The 20,949-nt window shown below is 63.1% G+C and carries 21 protein-coding genes; 9 read left to right on the top strand and 12 right to left on the bottom strand.

Features of this window, described 5'->3' with window-relative positions; genetic code table 11:
• Positions 1-24 precede the first annotated feature (24 nt).
• Positions 25-1,440 (top strand): efflux transporter outer membrane subunit, encoded by a 1,416-nt coding sequence (locus tag ACQ4WR_RS01310; protein WP_436484786.1) that lies wholly within the window; start codon positions 25-27, stop codon positions 1,438-1,440.
• A gap of 30 nt (positions 1,441-1,470) precedes the next feature.
• Entirely contained in the window at positions 1,471-2,646 is a 1,176-nt protein-coding gene (locus tag ACQ4WR_RS01305) for an HlyD family secretion protein (RefSeq protein ID WP_436484784.1), read from the top strand.
• A 230-nt stretch (positions 2,647-2,876) separates the two neighbouring features.
• Here the strand turns inward: ACQ4WR_RS01305 and fusA are convergent, their stop codons facing one another.
• Positions 2,877-4,985 carry an elongation factor G gene (gene fusA / locus ACQ4WR_RS01300; protein WP_436484782.1) on the bottom strand — a complete coding sequence of 703 codons (2,109 nt, stop codon included), beginning with the start codon at positions 4,983-4,985 and terminating at the stop codon, positions 2,877-2,879.
• 284 nt (positions 4,986-5,269) lie between these two features.
• Here fusA and ACQ4WR_RS01295 point away from each other — a divergent pair, with 284 nt between their 5' ends.
• Positions 5,270-6,388 (top strand): phospholipase A, encoded by a 1,119-nt coding sequence (locus tag ACQ4WR_RS01295; RefSeq protein WP_436484780.1) that lies wholly within the window; start codon positions 5,270-5,272, stop codon positions 6,386-6,388.
• Positions 6,389-6,447: 59 nt separating this feature from the next.
• On the opposite strand, the gene ACQ4WR_RS01290 is transcribed toward ACQ4WR_RS01295, so the two are convergent.
• From ACQ4WR_RS01290 to ACQ4WR_RS01265, 6 genes are all read right to left on the bottom strand, one after another.
• A complete protein-coding gene (locus ACQ4WR_RS01290; RefSeq protein WP_071323562.1) occupies positions 6,448-6,645 on the bottom strand; it encodes a hypothetical protein in 198 nt (65 codons plus the stop codon).
• Between the two features lie 151 nt (positions 6,646-6,796).
• Complete coding sequence (locus tag ACQ4WR_RS01285) at positions 6,797-7,045, bottom strand: hypothetical protein (protein ID WP_034784592.1); 249 nt, start codon at positions 7,043-7,045, stop codon at positions 6,797-6,799.
• Between the two features lie 100 nt (positions 7,046-7,145).
• Positions 7,146-8,069 (bottom strand): class I SAM-dependent methyltransferase, encoded by a 924-nt coding sequence (locus ACQ4WR_RS01280; RefSeq protein ID WP_102298713.1) that lies wholly within the window; start codon positions 8,067-8,069, stop codon positions 7,146-7,148.
• A gap of 254 nt (positions 8,070-8,323) precedes the next feature.
• Positions 8,324-8,974, bottom strand: a complete 651-nt coding sequence (locus ACQ4WR_RS01275) for an ankyrin repeat domain-containing protein (protein ID WP_436484778.1) — start codon at positions 8,972-8,974, stop codon at positions 8,324-8,326.
• A gap of 16 nt (positions 8,975-8,990) precedes the next feature.
• Positions 8,991-9,770, bottom strand: coding sequence for a TatD family hydrolase (locus ACQ4WR_RS01270; RefSeq protein WP_102298710.1), 780 nt, complete (start codon positions 9,768-9,770; stop codon positions 8,991-8,993).
• A 68-nt stretch (positions 9,771-9,838) separates the two neighbouring features.
• Positions 9,839-11,059, bottom strand: a complete 1,221-nt coding sequence (locus ACQ4WR_RS01265; RefSeq protein ID WP_436484776.1) for a citrate synthase — start codon at positions 11,057-11,059, stop codon at positions 9,839-9,841.
• Between the two features lie 105 nt (positions 11,060-11,164).
• Between ACQ4WR_RS01265 and ACQ4WR_RS01260 the strand changes: the two genes are divergently transcribed.
• Positions 11,165-11,689 (top strand): GNAT family N-acetyltransferase, encoded by a 525-nt coding sequence (locus ACQ4WR_RS01260; protein ID WP_436484775.1) that lies wholly within the window; start codon positions 11,165-11,167, stop codon positions 11,687-11,689.
• Positions 11,690-12,255: 566 nt separating this feature from the next.
• Here the strand turns inward: ACQ4WR_RS01260 and ACQ4WR_RS01255 are convergent.
• The 5 genes from ACQ4WR_RS01255 to mltG form a co-directional block, all read right to left on the bottom strand.
• On the bottom strand, positions 12,256-12,540 hold the full coding sequence (locus ACQ4WR_RS01255; protein ID WP_436484773.1) for a hypothetical protein: 285 nt from the start codon (positions 12,538-12,540) through the stop codon (positions 12,256-12,258).
• A gap of 21 nt (positions 12,541-12,561) precedes the next feature.
• A complete protein-coding gene (locus ACQ4WR_RS01250; RefSeq protein WP_436484772.1) occupies positions 12,562-12,948 on the bottom strand; it encodes a VOC family protein in 387 nt (128 codons plus the stop codon).
• 159 nt (positions 12,949-13,107) lie between these two features.
• Entirely contained in the window at positions 13,108-14,136 is a 1,029-nt protein-coding gene (locus ACQ4WR_RS01245; protein WP_436484770.1) for a DNA polymerase III subunit delta', read from the bottom strand.
• Positions 14,137-14,150: 14 nt separating this feature from the next.
• Positions 14,151-14,792, bottom strand: a complete 642-nt coding sequence (tmk, locus tag ACQ4WR_RS01240; RefSeq protein ID WP_102294459.1) for a dTMP kinase — start codon at positions 14,790-14,792, stop codon at positions 14,151-14,153.
• 26 nt (positions 14,793-14,818) lie between these two features.
• On the bottom strand, positions 14,819-15,805 hold the full coding sequence (gene mltG / locus ACQ4WR_RS01235; RefSeq protein ID WP_102294460.1) for an endolytic transglycosylase MltG: 987 nt from the start codon (positions 15,803-15,805) through the stop codon (positions 14,819-14,821).
• A gap of 176 nt (positions 15,806-15,981) precedes the next feature.
• On the opposite strand from mltG, the gene ygfZ reads away from it, so the two are divergent.
• From ygfZ to xylB, 5 genes are all read left to right on the top strand, one after another.
• Positions 15,982-17,097 carry a CAF17-like 4Fe-4S cluster assembly/insertion protein YgfZ gene (gene ygfZ / locus ACQ4WR_RS01230; RefSeq protein WP_436484767.1) on the top strand — a complete coding sequence of 372 codons (1,116 nt, stop codon included), beginning with the start codon at positions 15,982-15,984 and terminating at the stop codon, positions 17,095-17,097.
• 7 nt (positions 17,098-17,104) lie between these two features.
• Positions 17,105-17,395 carry a DUF4936 family protein gene (locus tag ACQ4WR_RS01225; protein ID WP_436484765.1) on the top strand — a complete coding sequence of 97 codons (291 nt, stop codon included), beginning with the start codon at positions 17,105-17,107 and terminating at the stop codon, positions 17,393-17,395.
• The gene (locus ACQ4WR_RS01220) at positions 17,386-18,123 is read left to right on the top strand and encodes an NRDE family protein (protein ID WP_102294463.1); all 738 of its coding nucleotides are present in this window, start codon (positions 17,386-17,388) and stop codon (positions 18,121-18,123) included. Before ACQ4WR_RS01225 ends, ACQ4WR_RS01220 begins: the two co-directional genes overlap by 10 nt.
• Positions 18,124-18,426: 303 nt before the next feature.
• Complete coding sequence (locus ACQ4WR_RS01215; protein WP_102294464.1) at positions 18,427-19,434, top strand: LacI family DNA-binding transcriptional regulator; 1,008 nt, start codon at positions 18,427-18,429, stop codon at positions 19,432-19,434.
• A gap of 30 nt (positions 19,435-19,464) precedes the next feature.
• Positions 19,465-20,946 (top strand): xylulokinase, encoded by a 1,482-nt coding sequence (gene xylB / locus ACQ4WR_RS01210; RefSeq protein WP_436485373.1) that lies wholly within the window; start codon positions 19,465-19,467, stop codon positions 20,944-20,946.
• The last annotated feature ends 3 nt before the right edge of the window (positions 20,947-20,949 follow it).

The raw sequence follows: 20,949 nt of genomic DNA, 5'->3' as shown, positions 1-20,949 counted from the left end.
AAGCTTTCCCTGAGCGTATTAACGTTGAGTCTGGCTTTAGCCGGCTGCGCCAGCATTCCACCCGACACCCACGTGCTGCCGCAGCAAGACCTGGCCACCGTGCAACTGGCGGCCGACATCCACCTGGCCAGCGAAGGCTGGCCCGCCGCCCGGTGGTGGCATCAGTTCCACGACGATCAGCTGGACCGGCTGATTGACAACGCCCTGTCTTCCAGCCCCAGCCTGGCGGTGGCAAATGCCCGCATCGGCGCGGCCCTGTCTGCTTTTGACCTGCAGCATGCGCAGCGCGGCCCGACGCTGGAACTGGGCGCCGATGCCAGCCGCCAGCGCTATTCCGCCAACGGCCTGATGCCGGCCCCCATCGGCGGCAGTTACTACAACGAGGTGACGGTGGGCGTGCAAGCCCATTACGACCTGGACTGGTGGGGCAAGCACAAGGCGCAGATCGCCGCCAGCCTGGGCGAAGTCAATGCGCGCCGCGCAGAGTACGCGATGGCGGAACAGATGCTGGCTGCCGAGATCGCCCGCCACTATTTCAGCATGCAAAGCGGCTGGGCCCGCATGGACAACCTGCAGGCGCTGGTCGGCCTGCAGCGCCAGCTGGTGGCCGACAAGGAAAAGCGCATCGCCTATGGCCTCGGTATCAGCGACGACCATCTGTCCGCGCAAACACGTTTAAGCCTGCTGCAGCAACAAATTACCTTGCTGGCAACGCAGATCGTCACGGAGCGCGAAGCCTTGCGCGCGCTGTTGGGAGCATCCTTGGGTGCGGATGCCTCGGCGCTTGCCACCCTGCAGCCGAAACAGGCGCAGCCGCTGCCGCACGCCCTGCCCGGCAAGCTGGGCATGGAATTGCTGGCGCGTCGGCCCGACTTGCAGGCGGCGCGCTGGCGGGTGCAGGCATCGCTGAGCAATATCGAAGCGGCGCAGGCGTCGTTCTATCCCGATATCGACCTGGGCGCGTCGTTCGGCCTGGACGCCATCAAGCTGGGCAAGCTGCTGCAGTCGGGCAGCCGCACCCTGTTCATCGGCCCCGCCTTGTCGCTGCCCCTGTTCGACAGCGGCCGGCTGCAGGCGCAGCTCGGCGGCGCGCGCAGCGAGCGCAATGCGCTGATCGCCGACTACAACCAGAATGTCTTCAACGTGGTGCGCGACGTGGCGCAGGCCGGCGCCAAGGTGCAGGGCGTGGAAAACCAGCTGCGCCTGCAGGAGGAAAACCTGCGCGCTGCCGAGGCGCAGCTGCGCAACGCGAATGCCCGCATGCAGCAGGGACTGGCTGACCGCGCCAGCCAGCTCAACGCGGAAATGACCGTGCGCGGCCAGGTTGACCTGGGCATGCAGCTGCAAAACCAGCGCCAGAACGCGGAAATCAGCCTGACCGTGGCGCTGGGCGGCGGCTACCGGGGCAGCAGCGATTTTGCCGCCAGCGCCCAGCAATAAGAAATCCAACATTTGACTACGGAACACATCATGAGCAGCGATAACTCCTCCACTTCCACCGCAACCTCGCCCGACAACCGGGGCAAGCGCAAGACCGTCCTCATCGCCATCACGGCCGCCTTCCTCGTGGCGGGCGTGGCCTGGGGCGCCTATTACCAGCTGGTGCTGGCCAAGGAAGAAGTCACGGACAACGCCTATGTGGGCGGCAATATGGTCACCTTGTCGGCGCAAGTGACGGGCAACGTCGATGAAATCCGCGCAGACGAGACGCAAATGGTCAAAGCGGGCGCGCCCCTGATCACCCTGAACGGCATCGATGCGGACCTGGCCCTGAGCCAGGCGGAAGCGCGCCTCGGCAACGTGGTGCGCCAGGAGCGCGAGCGCTATGCCAGCGTGGCGCAGTACGACGCCGTCATCGAACAGCGCCGCCTGGCTCTGGCCACGGCGCAAGGCAACCTGGCGCGCCGCGCGCCGCTGGCGCTGGACCACACGATTTCCGGCGAAGACCTGGTGCATGCGAAACAGGCCGTCGATGACGCGAAAGCGGCATTGGCCGTGGCGCAGCGCCAGGCGGAATCGGCCAAGTCCGGCGTGGCCGGCGTGCACCTGGCCAGCCATCCTGCTGTCTTGTCCGCCAGGGGCGACGTGCTGCAGGCGTGGCTGGCCGTGCGCCGCAACGCCGTGCTCGCGCCCGTTTCAGGCTATGTCGCCAAGCGCAGCGTGCAATTGGGCACGCACGTGACGCCGGGCACGCCCTTGATGTCCATCGTGCCGCTGGACCAGCTGTGGGTCGACGCCAACTTCAAGGAAGCGGAATTGCGCAACATCCGCGTGGGCCAGGCCGCGACGATAGAAACAGACCTGTATGGCAGCAAGGTGGTGTACCACGGCAAGGTGCTGGGCATGTCGGCCGGCACGGGCAGCGCGTTTTCCCTGCTGCCGGCGCAAAACGCCACGGGCAACTGGATCAAGGTGGTGCAGCGCGTGCCCGTGCGCATCACCCTGGATCCGCAGGAACTGGCCGCCCACCCGCTGCGCATCGGCCTGTCGACCACCGTGACGGTCGACACCAGCCATGGCGAAGGCGCAACCCTGGACCAGCCGATGGTCGCCTCCACCTTGTACACCACCAAGGCCCTGAGCCAGCCCGTGGATGAGGCGGAGAAGATCGCCGACACGATCATTGCGCAGAACCTGCTGAATTGATGCGCACGTCGGGTTAGCGCAAAGCGCGCAAGCCGACATCACCAGCGGCCTTCGCCAACAATGTTGTCGGATTACGCGGGGCTCCGCCCCGCTAATCCGACCTACGACTCAAACGACATCCGGGGGCAGACCCGACGGGTCTGACCCCGGCCTTACTCCCAACCGCGACGACCGGGGTCGTACCCTGCAGGGTACGACCCCGGTATCTGCCATCAAGGTTTGATGCGATATTATTTCGCTTTGCCAGCGGCCGCCACCTGCTCCAATACATGCTTGGGCACGGCCGCGTAGTGCTTGAATTCCATCGTGTAGGTGGCGCGGCCCTGGGTCAGCGAGCGCAAGGTGGTGGAGTAACCGAACATTTCCGCCAGCGGCACCAGGGCCTTGACGATGCGGCCCGAGCCGCCGGGGATGTCGTCGACGCCTTGCACCATGCCGCGGCGGGCCGTCAGGTCGCCCATGACATTGCCCATGAATTCTTCCGGCGTTTCCGCCTCCACCTGCATCATGGGTTCGAGCAGCACGGGGTGGGCCTTGCGCATGCCATCCTTGAAGGCGATGGAGCCGGCCATGCGGAAGGCGTTTTCATTCGAATCGACGTCGTGGTAGGAACCGAAGGTCAGGGTGGCCTTCACGTCCACCACCGGGTAGCCCGCCAGCACGCCCGCCTTGAGGGTTTCGACAATGCCCTTGTCGACGGCGGGGATGAATTCGCGCGGCACCACACCACCCTTGATGGCGTCGACAAACTGGTAGCCCGTGCCCGGTTCCAGCGGTTCGAGTTTCAGCACCACGTGGCCGTACTGGCCCCGTCCGCCCGACTGCTTGACGAACTTGCCCTCGATATCTTCCACCGTGCGCGTGATGGTTTCGCGGTAGGCCACCTGCGGCTTGCCCACGTTCGCTTCCACGCCGAATTCGCGGCGCATGCGGTCGACCAGGATTTCCAGGTGCAACTCGCCCATGCCCGACATGATGGTCTGGCCCGACTCTTCATCCGTATGCACCTTGAAAGACGGGTCTTCCTGCGCCAGGCGGTTCAGGGCGATGCCCATCTTTTCCTGGTCCGGCTTGGTCCTGGGTTCGACCGCCTGCGAAATCACGGGTTCCGGGAAAATCATCTTTTCCAGCACGATGATGTGATCGAGCGCACACAGGGTGTCACCCGTCGTCACGGCTTTCAGGCCCACGGCGGCGGCGATGTCGCCCGCATACACTTCCTTGATTTCCTTGCGTTCATTCGCATGCATCTGCAGGATGCGCCCCAGCCGCTCGCGCGCGCCCTTGGTGGGGTTGTAGACCATGTCGCCCGAATTCACCACGCCCGAATACACGCGGAAGAACGTCAGCTGCCCCACGAACGGGTCCGTCATGATCTTGAAAGCCAGTGCGGAAAAGTGTTCGTCGTCGGCCGGATGGCGCTCCACCTCGTTGTCGTGCTCGTCATGGCCCATGATGGGCGGCACTTCCAGCGGCGACGGCAGGTATTCGATGACGGCGTCGAGCATCGCCTGCACGCCCTTGTTTTTAAAGGCACTGCCGCACAGCATGGGCACGATTTCATTGCGGATGGTGCGCGCGCGCAAGGCCTGTTTCAGTTCCGCTTCCGTAAACGTGTCGCCGTTCAGGTAGCGTTCCGTCAGCTCCGGCGTCGCTTCGGCCGCGTGTTCGACCAGGTGCTCGTGCCATTCCTGCGCCTGCGCCTGCAACTCGGCGGGAATCTCGGCATAGCTGAACTGCACGCCCTGGCTGGCGTCGTCCCAGGTGATGGCGCGCATTTTCAGCAGGTCGATGACGCCCGTGAAGTGTTCTTCCGCGCCGATCGGCAGCTGGATGGGCACGGCCACGCCCTTCAGGCGCTCGGCGATCTGCTGGCGCACGCGCAGGAAATCGGCGCCCACCCGGTCCATCTTGTTGATGAAGGCGATGCGCGGCACACGGTATTTATTCGCTTGCCGCCAGACGGTTTCCGACTGCGGCTGCACGCCGCCGACGGCATCGTAGACCATCACGGCGCCGTCGAGCACGCGCATCGAGCGTTCGACTTCAATCGTGAAATCCACGTGGCCGGGGGTGTCGATGATATTGATGCGGTGTTCGGGGAAGTTGCCCGCCATGCCTTTCCAGAAGGCCGTGGTGGCGGCCGAGGTGATGGTGATGCCCCGTTCCTGCTCCTGTTCCATCCAGTCCATGGTGGCGGCGCCATTGTGCACTTCGCCTATCTTGTGATTCACCCCCGTATAAAACAGGATGCGCTCGGTGGTGGTGGTCTTGCCGGCGTCGATATGGGCGCTGATGCCGATATTGCGGTAGCGCTCGATAGGTGTTTTGCGGGTCATCACAATCTCCATGGCTAGCCCCGGCACGCCAGGGTTTGCGCCGGTTTTCCAGTGTAGCAGACATCGTTTTACGCGGCACGGCGGCCCCTGGTTTACCATGCGCGCAACACTGCTACGCTCGCACACGTCAGGTGCGCAGGGAAAATGCGTGCTTCAGCTATACTTTCATCAGTAATAAATCAACAAAGATTAATCCGTATCAATACGCACGGTATCCTGCCGTGCGAGGCGACGCCGCCGGCATGCAGCCCAGGTGCGCACCAACGACATGCCCCACTCAGCCTATGACTATCCAACTAAGAAAAATAATTCTCTCTTCCCTGCTGGCGTCTCCCGCGCTGGCCATGGCCGGCGAACTGGAACAGCAAATGCAGCGCTGCGCCGTGCTCGGCGACGCCAGCGCCCGCCTGGGATGTTTCGACACCTTGGCCAAGGCGGCGGAGAAGGCCACCATCGCCGCCGGCGGTGATCCCGCGACAGCCGCCGTGGCGCTGGCCGTGGCCGCCGACGCCGCCCCCATCACGCCCGTCAGCCCGCCCGGCGTGGCCACGCCGGAAGCCGTCAACGCCGCCATTCCGGCCATCGCTCAGGCTGGCGCGGCACCGCCCGAAGCGCCCATTTCGCGTACCCAGCAATCGTGGGAGCTCAACGATGCATCGAAGCGCGGCCTGTTCAACTTCCGTCCGCACCGCGACACGTATCTGCTGCTGGCCAATTACAGCGACGCGTCCAACGACGAGCCGTTCCAGGATTTCACGCCAGGCGGCGTCAAGAGCCAGCACGTGGAACTGACCTTCCAGCTGAGCTTCAAGATGAAGTTGATGGAAGATATCGCCGGCACGCCGATCGACATGTGGTTCGGCTACACGCAGCAAAGTTTTTGGCAGGCGTATAACCGCAAGGCGTCCAGCCCCTTCCGCGAAACGAACTATCAGCCCGAACTCATGCTGGTCATGCCGATCAACAAGAATTTCGCTGGGGTGGAATTCAATTACCTGAACCTGGGCCTGGTGCACCAGTCGAATGGACAGACGTCGACCCTGTCGCGCAGCTGGAACCGCCTGTATGCGGAGCTGGGCATGGAGAAGGACAATCTGGCCGTCACGGCCCGTGTCTGGCACCGCCTCGACAATGGCAAGACCGACAATGACAATATCGACATCATCGATTACATGGGGCACGGCGATTTGCGCTTGAGCTACCGCAACAAGGGCCATGAGTACGCAGTGACGGCGCGCCGCAACTTCAGCAAGAAGCATGGCTCCATGCAGGCAAGCTGGGCGTTTCCGCTCAAGGCCAACCTGAAGGGCTATCTGCAGCTGTTCTCCGGCTATGGCCAGAGCTTGATCGATTACAACTATTCGCAAAAATCGATCGGCGCCGGTTTCATGGTCGATCTGTAATTACTGTCATACAAACAAAAATGGCGCCCTGGGCGCCATTTTTTATGCAGACAGTGCGTTTAGCGCCGGCCGCCGCCCAGCACTCTGGCCGGCAGCATGACGATGGCGCGCAGCAGTTCAAAGACGCCTTCCACACCGATGCCGATCAGGCGGAACGGCAGCAGCAACAGCCAGGCCAGCGGATAGAGCACGAGCGCCAGCAAGGCCAGTGGCCAGCACAGCATCAGCAATAACAGCCACAGCACGAATCCCAGCATGTCGTTCCCCCAGAATAAAATGTGCGGAGCAAGCCGTGCTTGCCCCGCTACCGTGAGAGCACTATATTAAAGCGCAGCAACGGCGGCAACGGTCGTGCGATGAACTGCGTGCTACGGGGATGAACGGTGCAAAAACGGGAATGAACGGGGCTTACTGGCCGACGCAAATCACCTTGGTGATGTATTCGTGTGCATTCGGCTTCTTGCTGGTGGCCCATTTGATGGCCTGGTTGGCGTCTTCGATGGTCATGACGGTCGCCTTGTCCTTCGACTTGATGAAGGACACGCCTTCAAACACGCCTTCCTTGCTGCGCATTACCTTGGCGAACACGGGCGGCCGGGTCTCGCCGTCGCTGATTTTGTTCTGTTGCACGAGGTAACGCTGATCGATCTGTTCCATGATAATAAAGCTGTCCAGTGGGTAAAAGACGAAATATACCCTGAATGGACCAACGCCGCAGGACGAAATCGCTGCGGCGTTGCCTTTACGTTAATGACACTCAGGCGTAGACGGCGTTCTGCGTAACAGGCTGCAGAGTCACGTCGTAGATCACCTGCGCGCGGATCGACGCTTCCAGCGAAGGAATCGAGCCGCCGGCGCGGTACTGGAAGCTCACTTGCAGCACGTCGCCCGCCTTCACTGCCACCGGCGCTGCCAATGGCAGGCACATGTAGTGGTTCAGCCAGTCGATGGTGGTCGAGCGCTCGGGCACCACGGCCAGGATGTTCTTCGTGACAAAGCGCAAGGCATTCAGGGTGCCGCTGCGCTCGACAACAAACTTGCCGTCAAAGCCGAACACGCTGTCCGTCGGCTGGTTGAAATCGATGATGCTGTAGACGGACGGCGGCGCCAGTTCCTGCACGCCAGGGTGAATGGCCGTGGTTTCCTGGAATTGCACGATGGGCGCATAAAAGCCTTCGAAATCGTATTCCTGCTGCATCGGCTGCACGGCCATGATGACGGCCTCGGGCAGGAAGATGGGCAGCGGGCCGCCGAAGCGGGCCAGGTAGCGGCGCTTGAACGACTCGATCACTTCCACCTGCTTTTCGCGCAGCATGCCGACATGGATCATTTCGCAGATGACCACATCGACGGGCTCGGGCGGCAGATATTCAAAGGCGTCCGCGTGGACCACTTCGACTTTTTCACCGTTCGGATTGAGCGCCAGCATCTTGCGCGCTTCCTTGACCATGTCCGGATTGAACTCCACGCACCACACCTTGTCGGCGCGCGCGGCCGCAAACCACGACAGCACACCCGTGCCGCCGCCCAGTTCCAGCACCTTCATGCCGGGTTTCACCGCGTAATCGATCGCCGACTTGAACCCATGCATGCGGTTCTGGTCCATCAGCATATTGTGATGGTAATGGACGGGGATAAATTGCCCCAGGTAACAACTTTCGATTTCTCGTTCATTCAGCATGTGTGTCCTCTTGGAGTCTGGCTCCGATGGCCGATCGGTTTTGTCATTCCAGAAAGCAGTGATATCGCACGGGCTGCGCGAGGGGCGGCGACAATACAGCCGGCGCCTGACGTTGGTGTGATTGCCCATGCGAGATATCTCCTGATTAATGCGACACGATCATTATCGTGAATCGGGAGCGGGAACAAAGGGCTGAGGTGAGAGGCAATTCCATGCCAGTTTGAGCGCTGGCATGGAAAGTAATGCTGGAAAGTCTACTTGCGGGCGGCGCGGGCCTGCTGCGCCGCCGTGATGATGGCCACCACGCCGGGCTTGTCGGCCGCCTGGGCAAACTGCATGGCCGTCCAGCCATGGTCGCTCTTCAGGCCGGTATCGGCGCCCCACGACAGCAGCAGCTTGACGGCGCCTTCCTGCCCTTCGCGGGCGGCAAACATCAGCGGCGTGATATTCGTCGGCGCGCGCGCATCAACCACGGCATCGCGGTCCAACAGAATCTTCATGATGGGCAAGTCGCCAGCCGAGGCCGCATAGTGCAGCGCCGTCCAGCCGCTCTGGTTGACCTTCGCGCCCTTGGCCAGCAAGGCGTTGACGGCATCGAGCTTGTGTTTGTAGGCCGCCATCATCAGCGCCGTGTTGCCATTGGCCGAGCGCGCTTCCAGGTCGATGCCGGGCGTCGCCAGCAAGACGGCGAAGACCTTGTCCGCATCGTCGCGCAAGGCCAGCACGAGGGGAATGTCGCCGCGCTGCGCGTCCGGCAGGTTCGGATTCATGCCCTGCGCCAGCATGCTGCGCACGCCGCCGTCATTGTTTACCGACACGGCGCGGAAGAAGGCATCCGCTTCCGGCGCCGCCTGGCTGGCCGAAGCCCAGCACAACAAGGCTGCCAACGCGAGTTTTTTCATCATGTATGACCTTAAGTAATTACGGCAACTGATTGAATAGCTTGAAGAAATTATCCGTCGTCTGGCGCGCCACCTGGTCCAGCGGGATACCTTTCAGGGTCGACAGGTATTCCGCCACGTGGGCAACATAGCCGGGCTCGTTCATGCGGCCGCGGAACGGCACGGGGGCCAGATACGGCGAATCCGTCTCGATCAGGATGCGCTCGAGCGGCACTTCCAGCGCCACGGCTTGCAGATCCTTGGCGCTCTTGAAAGTGACGATGCCGGAAAACGAAATATAAAAACCCATATCGATGGCGGCACGCGCCACTTCCAGCGATTCCGTAAAGCAATGCATGACGCCGGCCACGCCGCCATCGGCCACCCCCGCGCCCTCTTCGCGCATGATGCGGATGGTGTCTTCGCTGGCCGCCCGTGTGTGAATAATCAAGGGCTTGCGTGTGATTCTTGATGCTTTGATGTGAGTACGGAAACGCTCGCGCTGCCACTCCAGGTCGCCCGTCAGGCGGAAATAGTCGAGGCCGGTCTCGCCGATGGCGATGATCTTCGGATGGTTGGCCAGGCGCACCAGGTCTTCCACTGACGGCTCAGGCGTATCCTCGTAATCGGGATGCACGCCGACGGAGGCGAAAATATGCGGATACTGCTCGGCCAGGGCCAGCACCTGCGGGAAGTCCGGCAAGTCGACGGAAACGCACAGCGCGTGGGTTACCTTGTTCTCCGCCATCTTGGCGAGGATCTCGGGCATGCGAGCAGCCAGCTCGGGGAAATTGATATGGCAATGGGAATCGATATACATAAGGCGGGATTGTACCGGAGCGGGAGAAAACTGGCAGGGCCGATGGCGCAGGCAACAGCCCTGCCAGATCAGGCTTCTTCCCGGTACGCACGGCCCACATAGCGGGCACGCGGCCGTATCATGGCGCCGCTGCCGGCCTGCTCGGCCGCGTGGGCGATCCAGCCGGCCGCCCGGGCCAGGGCAAACAGGCTGCTGCCGGCCCCTTCCGGCCAGCCGAATGCCAGCTCCATCGCGGCCAAGGCCAGGTCCGCATTCGGCCGGGCGTCGAGCAACTCGCTTGCCGTGGCGCACACGGCCAGTATGGCGGCCAGCCGCGGCGCGTGCTGCGCCATCGGCGCCAGGCGCGCCAGCAGGTAAGCCGCGCGCGGATCACCGTGCGGATACAGCGGATGGTCCAGGCCGGCAAGCTCGGGCGCGATGGCCTGATAAAAAGCGGCGATGGCGTCGCCTGGCCGGGGCGAGTCCAGCGCCCCCAGCAGCATGCGCCTGGCCGCCGCGCTGCCGCCGCCATGCCCGGCGCCGGACAACGCGCCCAGGCCCGCCGCCAGCGCTGCTGGCAAGCTGGCCCCTGTCGAGGCCACGCAGCGCACAGCAAAGGTCGACGCATTCAATTCATGGTCAGCCAGCAGCACCAGCGCGGCGCGGATCAGTTCAGCCTGGGCCGCATCCGCACCCCAGGCGCGGGCCACTTGCACATGCAGCGGCAGGACGCCGGGCGGCGAGCGCAACAGCACGGCAGCCAGCACGCGCATCAGCATGGGGCCCGCTGCCAGCATGGCTTGCGGCGTGTGCGTTGGCGTGGCCAGCTGGTGTTCCAGCAGCGGCATGACGGCCATGGCGCGCGCCAGGGGCGGTGCGGCTGGCGCCATGGCCAGCACCCGGGCCAACCAGCCATCCGCCACATCCGCCAGCGCAGGCGTGCCGGCGCTGAAATAATCGGCCTGCCCTTCGTTCCATAGCAAAACAGCGGCCGCTTCCAGGGTGGCGTGCTGGGCCAGCGCCGCCGCATCGACGCCACGGTACAGCAGCCGGCCGTTGGCGATCTGTGAAATATGCGTTTCCAGCACGGGCAAGCCCCAGTGCATGGCAGCCACGGCCGCCTGCCCGCCCCGCTTGGCATCGTCCTTGCGCGCGGCCAGGCGCAGCACCGCCTCCTGCGGGTAGCGCTTGCGCCGCGATGTCCCGCTGTCCATTGACGGCAGCAAGCCGCGGCTCACGTAGGAATACAGGGTGGACAGGCTGACGCCCAGGATGCGCGCCGCCTCGGACGCCGACAGGTCTTCATTCATGGCCGCGATTGTATCCGCATCTTTACATTGATTGCCGGAATCAAGATTGACCGGCCACGCCGCGTGTCACTAGACTCATGCCTTTCCATGCCCAGACACCACACCATGACCACTTTCACATTGCGCACCCTGCGCCCGGACGACGCCAGCGCCTTGCTGACTTTCGAACTGGACAACCGGGCCTGGTTCGAGCGCCACATCGACGCGCGCGCCGGCGACTTTTATAGCCTGGATGGCGTCCGGGAACACATCGCCCAATTGCTGCAGGGCCATGCACAAGGGCATGCCCACCCCTGCCTCATCGTCGACCAGCATGGCGTCCTGATGGGCCGCGCCAACCTGAAGGGCATCGGCCGGCAAAGCGCCGAAGTCGGCTACCGCATAGGCCAGCAGCACGCCGGCAGGGGCCTGGCCACGGCCGCGCTGCGCCACCTGATCACCCTGGCGCGCACGCAATGGCGGCTGGCGCGCCTGACGGCCCACGCCATCGACGGCAATGCGGCATCCATCCGCGTGCTCGAGCGCTGCGGTTTTACAAGGGGAATGGGGGTTGCCGATATTGCGGTGGTCGATGGGGTTGTTTTGGATGGGCACGAGTTTGTGCTGGAGCTGGCGTCCGGCACCCGCTAAGTGCCGGTGATTGCGATGGTGCTTATCGACTGAATCAGTGTGGCCTATTCCATTTTTGGCGCACAGGTCGCGGACGTATCCAATATGCCTGGAACGATCTGGCAATAGAAGACCTTTTTCCGACAGGTCGCGGTCCAGGTGGCAGGCCCAGTCAACTCAACTGCAATATCGTCGGGCGCGCAGCCGATAACCGTCGACGTCTTACCCTGCCGAACTTTAATATTGTGATCGTTTACCGCTGCGCAGCCGCTCAGCATTACATACGCGGTTACAAAAATACATACTGTTGAAAATCGACGCATATGTTTCTTTCCAGATAAAAATCTGTGTGTGCAAATAACTTTTGTTAGACATCGGCTGGCCAGCCCCATGCCATGCCGAAGCGACCATGGCATGGCCTCTCAACGGCACGCATAGCGCGGGGTCATTTGGGAAAGTGCCCTGCTTGAACGGGGCGGCGTAGAGAATAACAAATTGCCGGAAGGAAAAACACGCACAATGTCACGAATGATCCATAAATCAGCTTTCGCCTTTTTTACAGTAGGCGCCGTGCCACCAAGATGAACTTAGCAGTTTCTGCTGACGCGCTTGCGGACGGTATCAGCAACAAAACCAGTTTCGCACCGGGCGCAATAAAAGCCATCGATAAACTGTTCCAACGGCGCTATTCCCAAGGCTTCTGCCGTGCACTCGTCAATTGCAAGCTGGTCAGTACGTCGGTAGCCCGCCCGCTCTTCACACTCGTCGGCAAAGAGCATGCGCGGGCTGGCCTTGCCAATCAAGATTTTCTTGCCACGCACATGCGTGCCGACATGGCACTTTGGACAGATGGCGTGGTTATCGTTTGACATGATGTCCGGCAGCACTGCTGCCTACTGCCCCGCCGGCGGCTGCCACAGCTCCACCTTGTTGCCTTCGGGATCGATGACCCAGCCGAACTGGCCGTATTCGGAATCCGGTGCCTTGTCCAGCACATTGCAGCCTTCGTCGCGCAAGGCTTGCAGCAGTGCATCGAGGTTGTCGACGCGGTAGTTGACCATGAAGGCCGCCTTGCCGGGGGCGAATTGCTCGCTGTCGGGCGCGCTGACGGACCAGATGGTGGTGCCGCCCGTGGGCTTGCCGTCGGCATCCGCCCAGGTGAAGGCGGCGCCGCCCCAGGGCTGGACGTCGAGGCCCAGGTGGCGCTGGTACCAGGCGCGCAGCGCGGCCGGGTCTTGTGCGCGGAAGATGATGCCGCCGATGCCAGTGACTCGTTTCATGTGACGCCTCCGCTGAGGGACAAGGTCCACGCTGTTTGCAAAAAGTAACTTTACTTTAACACCATGCTCCCGGCGTGGCAAACCGCCCAGCCCCAGCGCCGCTCCATTGATCACGCATCAGATTAACTAATCAACGCAAGCAATTGATTTAATTCACAATCATTGGCAGCTGGATGCATAATCAAGCAGCATGTCTTCCAGGAACAGCTTGGGCGACAAGGGATGCTCGGCAATGGCCCGGCGTTCATTCGCCGCCTTGATGGCGGCCATCAGCCGGCTGACGTTGATGCGGCCCGCCAGCGCTTCCAGTTCGCGCCGGTGGCGCGGGTAGTAGCGGATGGTGCCGGACAGCTTGACGGAGAACACGTCGTACAGCCAGCGCTGCAGCGACGCCACCAGCGGCGCCAACGGCGCCTTTTGCAGCTTGTCCGCCGCCTTCAGCGCCGCTTCCACGCCAGGGTTGGCCAGCACCTGCAGCAATTGTTCCGTTTCCTCGCGGCCACCCGATTCGGACTGTGCCAGCGCGGCCAGCGGCGCGCCGCCCTGCTCGCGCAGCCAGCTATCGGCATCATTCAAGCCTTGTTGCTTGAGCCAGGCCAGCGCCTGCTCGTGGCTCGGCATGGGCAAGGCAAATTTCCGGCAGCGCGACAAAATCGTCGGCAGCAAACGGTCCAGGCTGTTCGAGGCCAGCAGGAACAAGGTGCCCGGCGGCGGTTCTTCCAGCGTTTTCAGCAAGGCGTTCGACGCGGGCGTGTTGAGCGCCTCGGCCGGGTACAGCACCACCACGCGCAAGCCTTGCCGGTGCGTGGAAATGTTCATGAAGTCGGCCAGGTTGCGGATCTGCTCGATCTTGATGTCTTTCGACGGCGTCTTGCTCTTGGCGCTTTTCTTCGCGCCTTCGCCCTCGTCGCCCTCGTCGGCCACTTCGTCTTCCAGCGCTTCAGGACGTACTCGGCGGTAGTCGGGATGGTTGCCCTGGCTAAACCAGCCGCAGGAAACGCAGCTGCCGCAGGCATGGCCGTCGGCGCGCACGTCTTCGCACAGCAGCGCTTGCGCAAAGTGCTCGATGAAGTCGGCCTTGCCGATGCCTTGCGCGCCATGGAACAAAATGGCGTGCGGCATGCGCGGGCGCAGGGCCTGCAATTGCCGCCAAGCGTCCTGTTGCCATGGGTAGAGGGAACTGGTCATTTTATTCTTTTAAATCAGTGTATTGCAGGGCTTTGTTCGAGCAAAACATCCAGCAGTTTTGCCAGCTGTACTTGAATATCGGCGATGCTTTGCGTGGAATCGATGATGCGGAAACGTTCGGGGAACTGGGCCGCGCGGCGCAAATACTCGTTGCGCGTGGCGGCAAAGAAATCGGCTTGCTCCTGCTCGAACTTGTCCAGCGCGCGCGTGGCATCCAGGCGGGCACGGGCCACTGCCAAAGGCACGTCGAACAGGAACGTCAGGTCCGGCTGCAAGTGCGGGTGCACCCAGGCTTCCAGCGCTTCCATCTTGCGCAAGTCCATGCCGCGCCCGCCGCCCTGGTAGGCAAAGCTGGCATCGCTGAAGCGGTCGGAAATGACCCACTCGCCGCGCTCGAGCGCAGGGGCGATGACTTGCGCGATGTGTTCGCGGCGGCTGGCGAACATCAGCAAGGCTTCCGTTTCCAGGTGCATTTTTTCGTGCAGCAGCAATTCGCGCAGTTTTTCGCCCAGGCTGGTGCCGCCCGGTTCGCGCGACGAGACGAGGCGCACGCCACGTTGTTGCAGGTAGTCGGCCACGAAGCCGATATGCGTGGACTTGCCCGCGCCATCGATGCCTTCGAAGGTGATGAAGCGCGGTTGATATGCTTGTGTCATGAAACTTCTTGTTCTCTGATGATGGATTAACGCTGATACTGGTTCACGGCGCGGTTATGGTCGGGCAAGTTGGCCGAGAACTGGCTGGTGCCGTCGCCGCGCGCCACAAAATACAGCGCTTGCGTGCGGGCCGGCGCCAGCGCCGCCGTCAGCGACTGTGCGCCGGGCAAGGCGATCGGCGTGGGCGGCAAGCCGCCGCGCGTATAGGTATTGTACGGCGTGTCCGCTTCCAGGTCGCGTTTGCGGATCTTGCCCTGGTAGCTGTCGCCCATGCCGTAGATCACGGTCGGGTCAGTCTGCAGCAGCATGCCCGTTTTCAGGCGGTTGACGAAAACGCCGGCGATCATGGCGCGCTCGGACTTTTGCCCCGTTTCCTTTTCCACGATGGAAGCCATGATCAGTGCCTGATACGGATTTTTATACGGCAAGGCAGGATCGCGCTTGTCCCACGCTTCGGACAGGCGGCCAATCATGGCCGTGTGCGCCTGCTTGAAAATCTGCATCTCGCTGGCGCCCTTGGCGAACAAATACGTATCCGGGAAGAACAGGCCTTCCGGCTGCGGATACTCAGGGCTGATCTTTGCCATCAGTTGCTGGTCGGACAGGCCCACGGTGTCGTGCTTGAGGGCCGGATGGTTGGCCATCGCCAGGCGCATCTGCTTGAAGGTCCAGCCTTCGATGATGGTCAGCGATTCCTGCGCGAACTCGCCACGCGCCAGTTGCGTGATGAGGCGCTGCGGCGTCGTGCCCGGTTTCAGCTCGTAGGAGCCGGCCTTGATCTTCGAGGTCTTGCCTTCGATGCGCGCCAGCATGTTGAACAGGATGGGCACGATGGGCACGCCCGCATCCGCGATCTGCTGGCCGGCCGCATGCGCGCCGCTGCCCGGGGTGATCGTGAACGGAATCGCTACACCTTCCGTCGTGATGGGCTGCTGCGCCCAGTACACAAAAGTACCACCGACGCCGATGGCGGCGATGACTGAACTGACTACAAGTTTTTTAAAGAAAGCCATTGTTCCGATTCTTGTTATGCGCGCCTTGCTGCTCCACGCTTGCTAGTTATGATCGTTCATTTGTGAAGAAAGTCTGCGCAAACCTGCACGAATGCTGTGTTTCTTGCCGCTGCCGACGCGATCCGCGCGACATCACTATAATGAACCCGTAATGATAATGCTTAATCGCTGATCTAATGGAAATTATGAATAACTGGAATCAATTTTTAGCTGCGCAAGGCGCCCGTCCCGTCCCTCCCGAAGGCGCGCCTGACAGTACCGTCCCCGCCGCCATTGCCCCCATCGCCGATTTTGGCCAGTCCCTGACAGTGCCCCAGCTGCAAGCAGGCTTTGTCGCGGCCATCACGGACCAGGGCTTGATCGGTCTGAACGGCGACGATGCGGCCAGTTTCCTGCACGGCCAGTTGACCAACGATGTCGAGCACCTGACGCTGGAGCAAGTGCGCCTGGCCGGCTACTGCACGCCGAAAGGCCGTTTGCTGGCCAGTTTCCTGATGTGGCGCAGTGCCACCACCATTTATCTGCAATTGCCGCGCAGCATACAGCCGGCCATCCAGAAGCGCTTGCAGATGTTCGTGCTGCGCGCCAAGGCCAAGCTGCACGATGCTTCCCTTGATGAAGCGAACCAGGTCGTGCTGGGCCTGGGCGGCAAGCAGGCCAGCGCGGCCCTGTCCGCCTGGTTCCCCGTGCTGCCGGCCACGCCGTTCAGCAAGGTCGAGCATGCCTCGGGCACCCTGCTGCGTGTGGCTGATGCGTTTGCTTCGCCGCGCTATCAATGGCTCACCTCGGCCGCCACGGCGCGCGATGCATGGCCGCAGCTGACTGAACAGCTGGCAAAAAGCGGCGATGACGGCTGGCGCCTGTCGGAAATCCATGCGGGCATTCCGCAGATCACGGCCGCCACGCAAGAGCAATTCGTGCCGCAGATGGTCAATTTTGAACTGCTGGGCGGCGTCAATTTCAAGAAAGGCTGCTACCCGGGCCAGGAAATCGTCGCGCGCAGCCAGTATCTGGGCAAGCTCAAGCGCCGCACCACCCTCGTCAGCATCGATGATGCGGCTGCCGTGGCCGGCGGCGAACTGTACGCCGTCAGCGATCCGGACCAGCCTTGCGGCATGCTCGTCAACGCCGCGCCAAATGGCACGGGCGGCATCGACGCCCTCGTTGAAATGAAGCTGGGGGCGATCGCAGAAGGTTCAAGCGCGGCCGGCGCCGTGCGCTACGGCTCGGCCCAGGGTGCCGCCGTGCACTTCCTGCCCATGCCCTATGTGCTCGACGCACTCGACTTGTGAGAATGCCATGAAAGATCTGTACGTTTACTATCAGGTAAAAGAAGAGCACGCGCAGGCGCTGGAAGCCAGGGTGCGCGCCATGCAGGCGAAACTGGCCGCTACGTCCGGCGTGGCGCCGCAGCTCAAGCGCCGTCCGGAAGCGAAGGATCGCTTGCAGACGTGGATGGAAATCTACCCTGTCGTGGGCGAAGGCTTTGCCGAACTGCTGGCCAGCGCGGGCGATGAGGCGGGCTTGCTGTCGCTGACGGCAGGCGCGCGCCATACGGAAGTGTTCATGGATTTGCCTCCATGTGCCTGATCGTTTTTGCCTGGAAAGTCAATCCGCACCTGCCGCTGATTGCCGCCGCCAACCGCGACGAATTCTATGAACGCGCCAGCGCCCCGGCCGGCGCCTGGCCCGAGCACCCGCAAGTGTACGCGGGCCGCGACTTGCAGGCGGGCGGCAGCTGGATGGGCATTACCCAGTCCGGCAGCGGCAGCTCGCGCTTTGCCGCCATCACGAATATCCGCAGCCCGCAAGACCGCAATCCGGACGCTCCCTCGCGCGGCGCCCTGGTGGCGGACTACCTGGCAGGCACGATGTCGCCACAGGACTACATCGCGCAAATCCGCCCCGGCAGTGGCGCCTACAACGGTTTCAATCTGGTGCTGGGCGACGCCGAGACCCTGATCTGGTTTTCCAACCGCGGCGACGGCGATGCGCGCAATGGCCAGCCTTTGGCGCCGGGCATCTACGGCCTGTCGAACGCCCTGCTCGACGCGCCGTGGCCGAAGGTCCTGAAAACCAAGGCCCAGTTCGCCAGCCTGCTGTGCCAGGGCGCCCCCGACGACGCCTATTTCGACATGCTGGCCGACACCACGCGCGCGCCCGATTTCCGCTTGCCGGACACGGGCGTGCCGCTCGACCTCGAGCGCGTGCTGTCCGCCGTCTGCATCGAAACGCCAGGCTACGGCACGCGCACGTCCACCGTCGTGAAACTGTTCCCCGATTCGCCAGGGGAATTGCATGAGCTGGTGATACAGTAGGTCGGATAGGTCGGGTTGGCGCGCAAGCGCGTACGCCGACAACACCAGCGGTCTCAGCGACAACGCCACCACACTCAACCGGCATCACCACCGTCCCCGATGTCGGATTACGCGCCCCTGCGGCGCGCTAATCCGACCTGCGCTCGCATCCCAAGCTGCATCAAAAAACCTGTATCCATCCGTACGCACGAAAAAGAAAGCGCTTGCGCAAGCGCTTTCTTTTGTTTACGATGGATTCCAACGCGGTGACACAGCCGCATCCAATCGCAGCACACAATAATAATAAAATCATCAGGAGACACCATGGCCACCATGGAAGATGTAGCGCGGGCGGCCGACGTATCGCTGTCGACCGTCTCGCACGTACTCAACGGCACCCGCAAGGTCAGCCCGAAAACCGTCGCCGCCGTCAACGCGGCCATGCAACAGATCGGCTATGTGCCCAATATGCTGGCGCGCGCCCTGGCCGGCTCATCGTCGGGCACCATCGGCGTGGCCATTTCCGCCTTCACCAACCATTATTTCAGCGAAACCGTGCGCGCCATCGAGGCGGCCTGCACGCGCCATGGCCTGATGATGCTGTTTTCCGATACGCATGACGATCCCGAACAGGAACTCAAGGTGGTGCAGAACTTGCACCAGCGCCGCGTCGACGGCATCGTGCTGGCGCCGTCCGGCGATGCGCAGAACCGCGCGCTCGACTATCTGAACAGTAACAAGATCGCTTCCGTGCTGGTCGACCGCATGTCGCCGCAACCGTTCGACCAGGTGGGCGTGGAAAACACGCAGGCGACGGCAGAGCTGGTCAGCCATCTGATCACCGTCCACGGCCACCGCCGCATCGGCTTCATCAGCGGTGCGCCGGGCCTGTCCACCACGGACGAGCGCATCGCAGGCTACCGCCTGGCATTGCAGCGTGCCGATATCGTCTTTGACCCCGCACTGCTGCGCTCGGGCGACTCGAACCTGGAGCGCAGCGGCGCGGCCACGCGCGAACTGCTGGCCCTGCCCGCAGGACAGCGTCCCACGGCCATCGTCGCCGGCAATAACCTGATGACCATCGGCACCATGCACGCCTTGCGCGACGCGCATATTGCGGTACCGCAAGACGTGTCGCTGGCAGGCTTCGATGATTTTGACTGGGCCGATTATTTCAGCCCCCGCTTGACGGTGATGGCGCAGCCGCTCGAAGAGCTGGGCGCCATGGCCGTCGACCTGTTGATCGAGCGTATCGCCAACCCGGGCCGCGCCCAGCATGTGCAGCGCTTGTCGCCTGCCCTGCGCGTGCGCAATTCCTGCGGTTGCCCCTGACCTTTTAGCTTGAAAACCATGCATCCAGCCATTTCCCTGGGTATCGACCTGGGCACTTCCGAACTGAAAACCGTGCTGATGGACGACCATGGCGCGGTGCGCGGCCAGGCGTCCGTGCGCATCGACGTCAGCCGCCCGCAACCGGGCTGGTCCGAACAGTCACCGCAGGACTGGTGGGCCGCCTGCGTCCAGGCGCTGGCGCAATTGCGCGCCGGCTGGCCGCAAGAATATGCACAGATCGCCTGCATCGGCCTGTCCGGCCAGATGCACGGCGCCGTGCTGCTCGATGGCAACGACAAGGTGATCCGTCCCGCCATCCTGTGGAACGACGCGCGCGCCGATGCCGAGGCGGCCAGTCTGGCGCGCGATTATCCCGCCTATGCCGAGGTGACGGGCAGCCTGCCAATGGCGGGGCTGACGGCGCCAAAACTGCTGTGGCTGCAAAAGCATGAGCCGGACAACTTTGCCGCCATCGCCTGCGTGCTGTCGCCGAAAGATTATCTGCGCCTGCAACTGACGGGCAACAAACTCACCGACATGTCCGACGCGGCCGGCACCCTGTGGCTGGACGAGGCCCGTCGCGCCTGGTTCGGCCCCATGCTGGCCGCCTGCGGCCTGGCGCCGGAACAGATGCCGGCCCTGGCCGAAGGCGACACCGCCACCGGCACCTTGCTGGCGGCCATGGCCGACAAGCTGGGCTTGCCATCGGACGTGGTGGTGGCCGCCGGCGGCGGCGACAATCCCGTCTCGGCCGTGGGCATCGGCGCCGTCAACGCCGGCGATAGTTTCATCTCGCTGGGCACCAGCGCCGCCATCGTTTCCGTGACCGAAGCGCCGTTGGGCAACCCGGCCGGCGGCGTGCACAGCTTTTGCCACGCCCTGCCCGGCCGCTGGTATGCGATGGGCGCCATCCTCTCCGGCGCCAGCTGCGTGCGCTGGGCCACCGGCGTGCTGGGCTTGCCCGACGAGGCTGCCCTGCTGGCCCTGGTGGAAAACGCCCTGCCCCTCGACAGCACCGTCGCGCCAGCGGCGCCGCTGTTCCTGCCCTACCTGTCGGGCGAGCGCACGCCGCATAACGACCCGCAAGTGCGCGGCGCCTTCCTGCAGCTGGGCCATGACAGCACGCCGGCACAGCTCGGCTACGCCGTGCTCGAAGGCGTGGCCTTTGCCCTGCGCGACGCCATGGCGGCCGTCACCTCGACCGGTGCCCTGGTGCCGCACTGCATGCTGGTGGGCGGCGGCGCGCGCAGCCAGTACTGGGCGCAATTGCTGGCCAATGTGCTGGGCCGCGAAATGCGCACCCTGCACAACAGCGAACTGTCGGCCAGCCTGGGCGCGGCCCAGCTGGGCTTTGCCGCCATCGGCGAGCGCCGGCTGCTGGCCACCGGTTTGCCGATCAAAAACACTTTTTTACCCGATGCCGCGCAAAGCGCAGCCTTGAGCATCCGCTACGGCCGATACCGTAGCTTGTTTCCTGCCGTGCAGGCCTTGCACCAACTGAGCGAAGGATAAGTA

This window comes from Janthinobacterium amylolyticum (genome assembly GCF_051380655.1).
Classification (GTDB): domain Bacteria; phylum Pseudomonadota; class Gammaproteobacteria; order Burkholderiales; family Burkholderiaceae_D; genus Janthinobacterium.
This window is presented reverse-complemented; position numbering and strand designations above follow the sequence as displayed.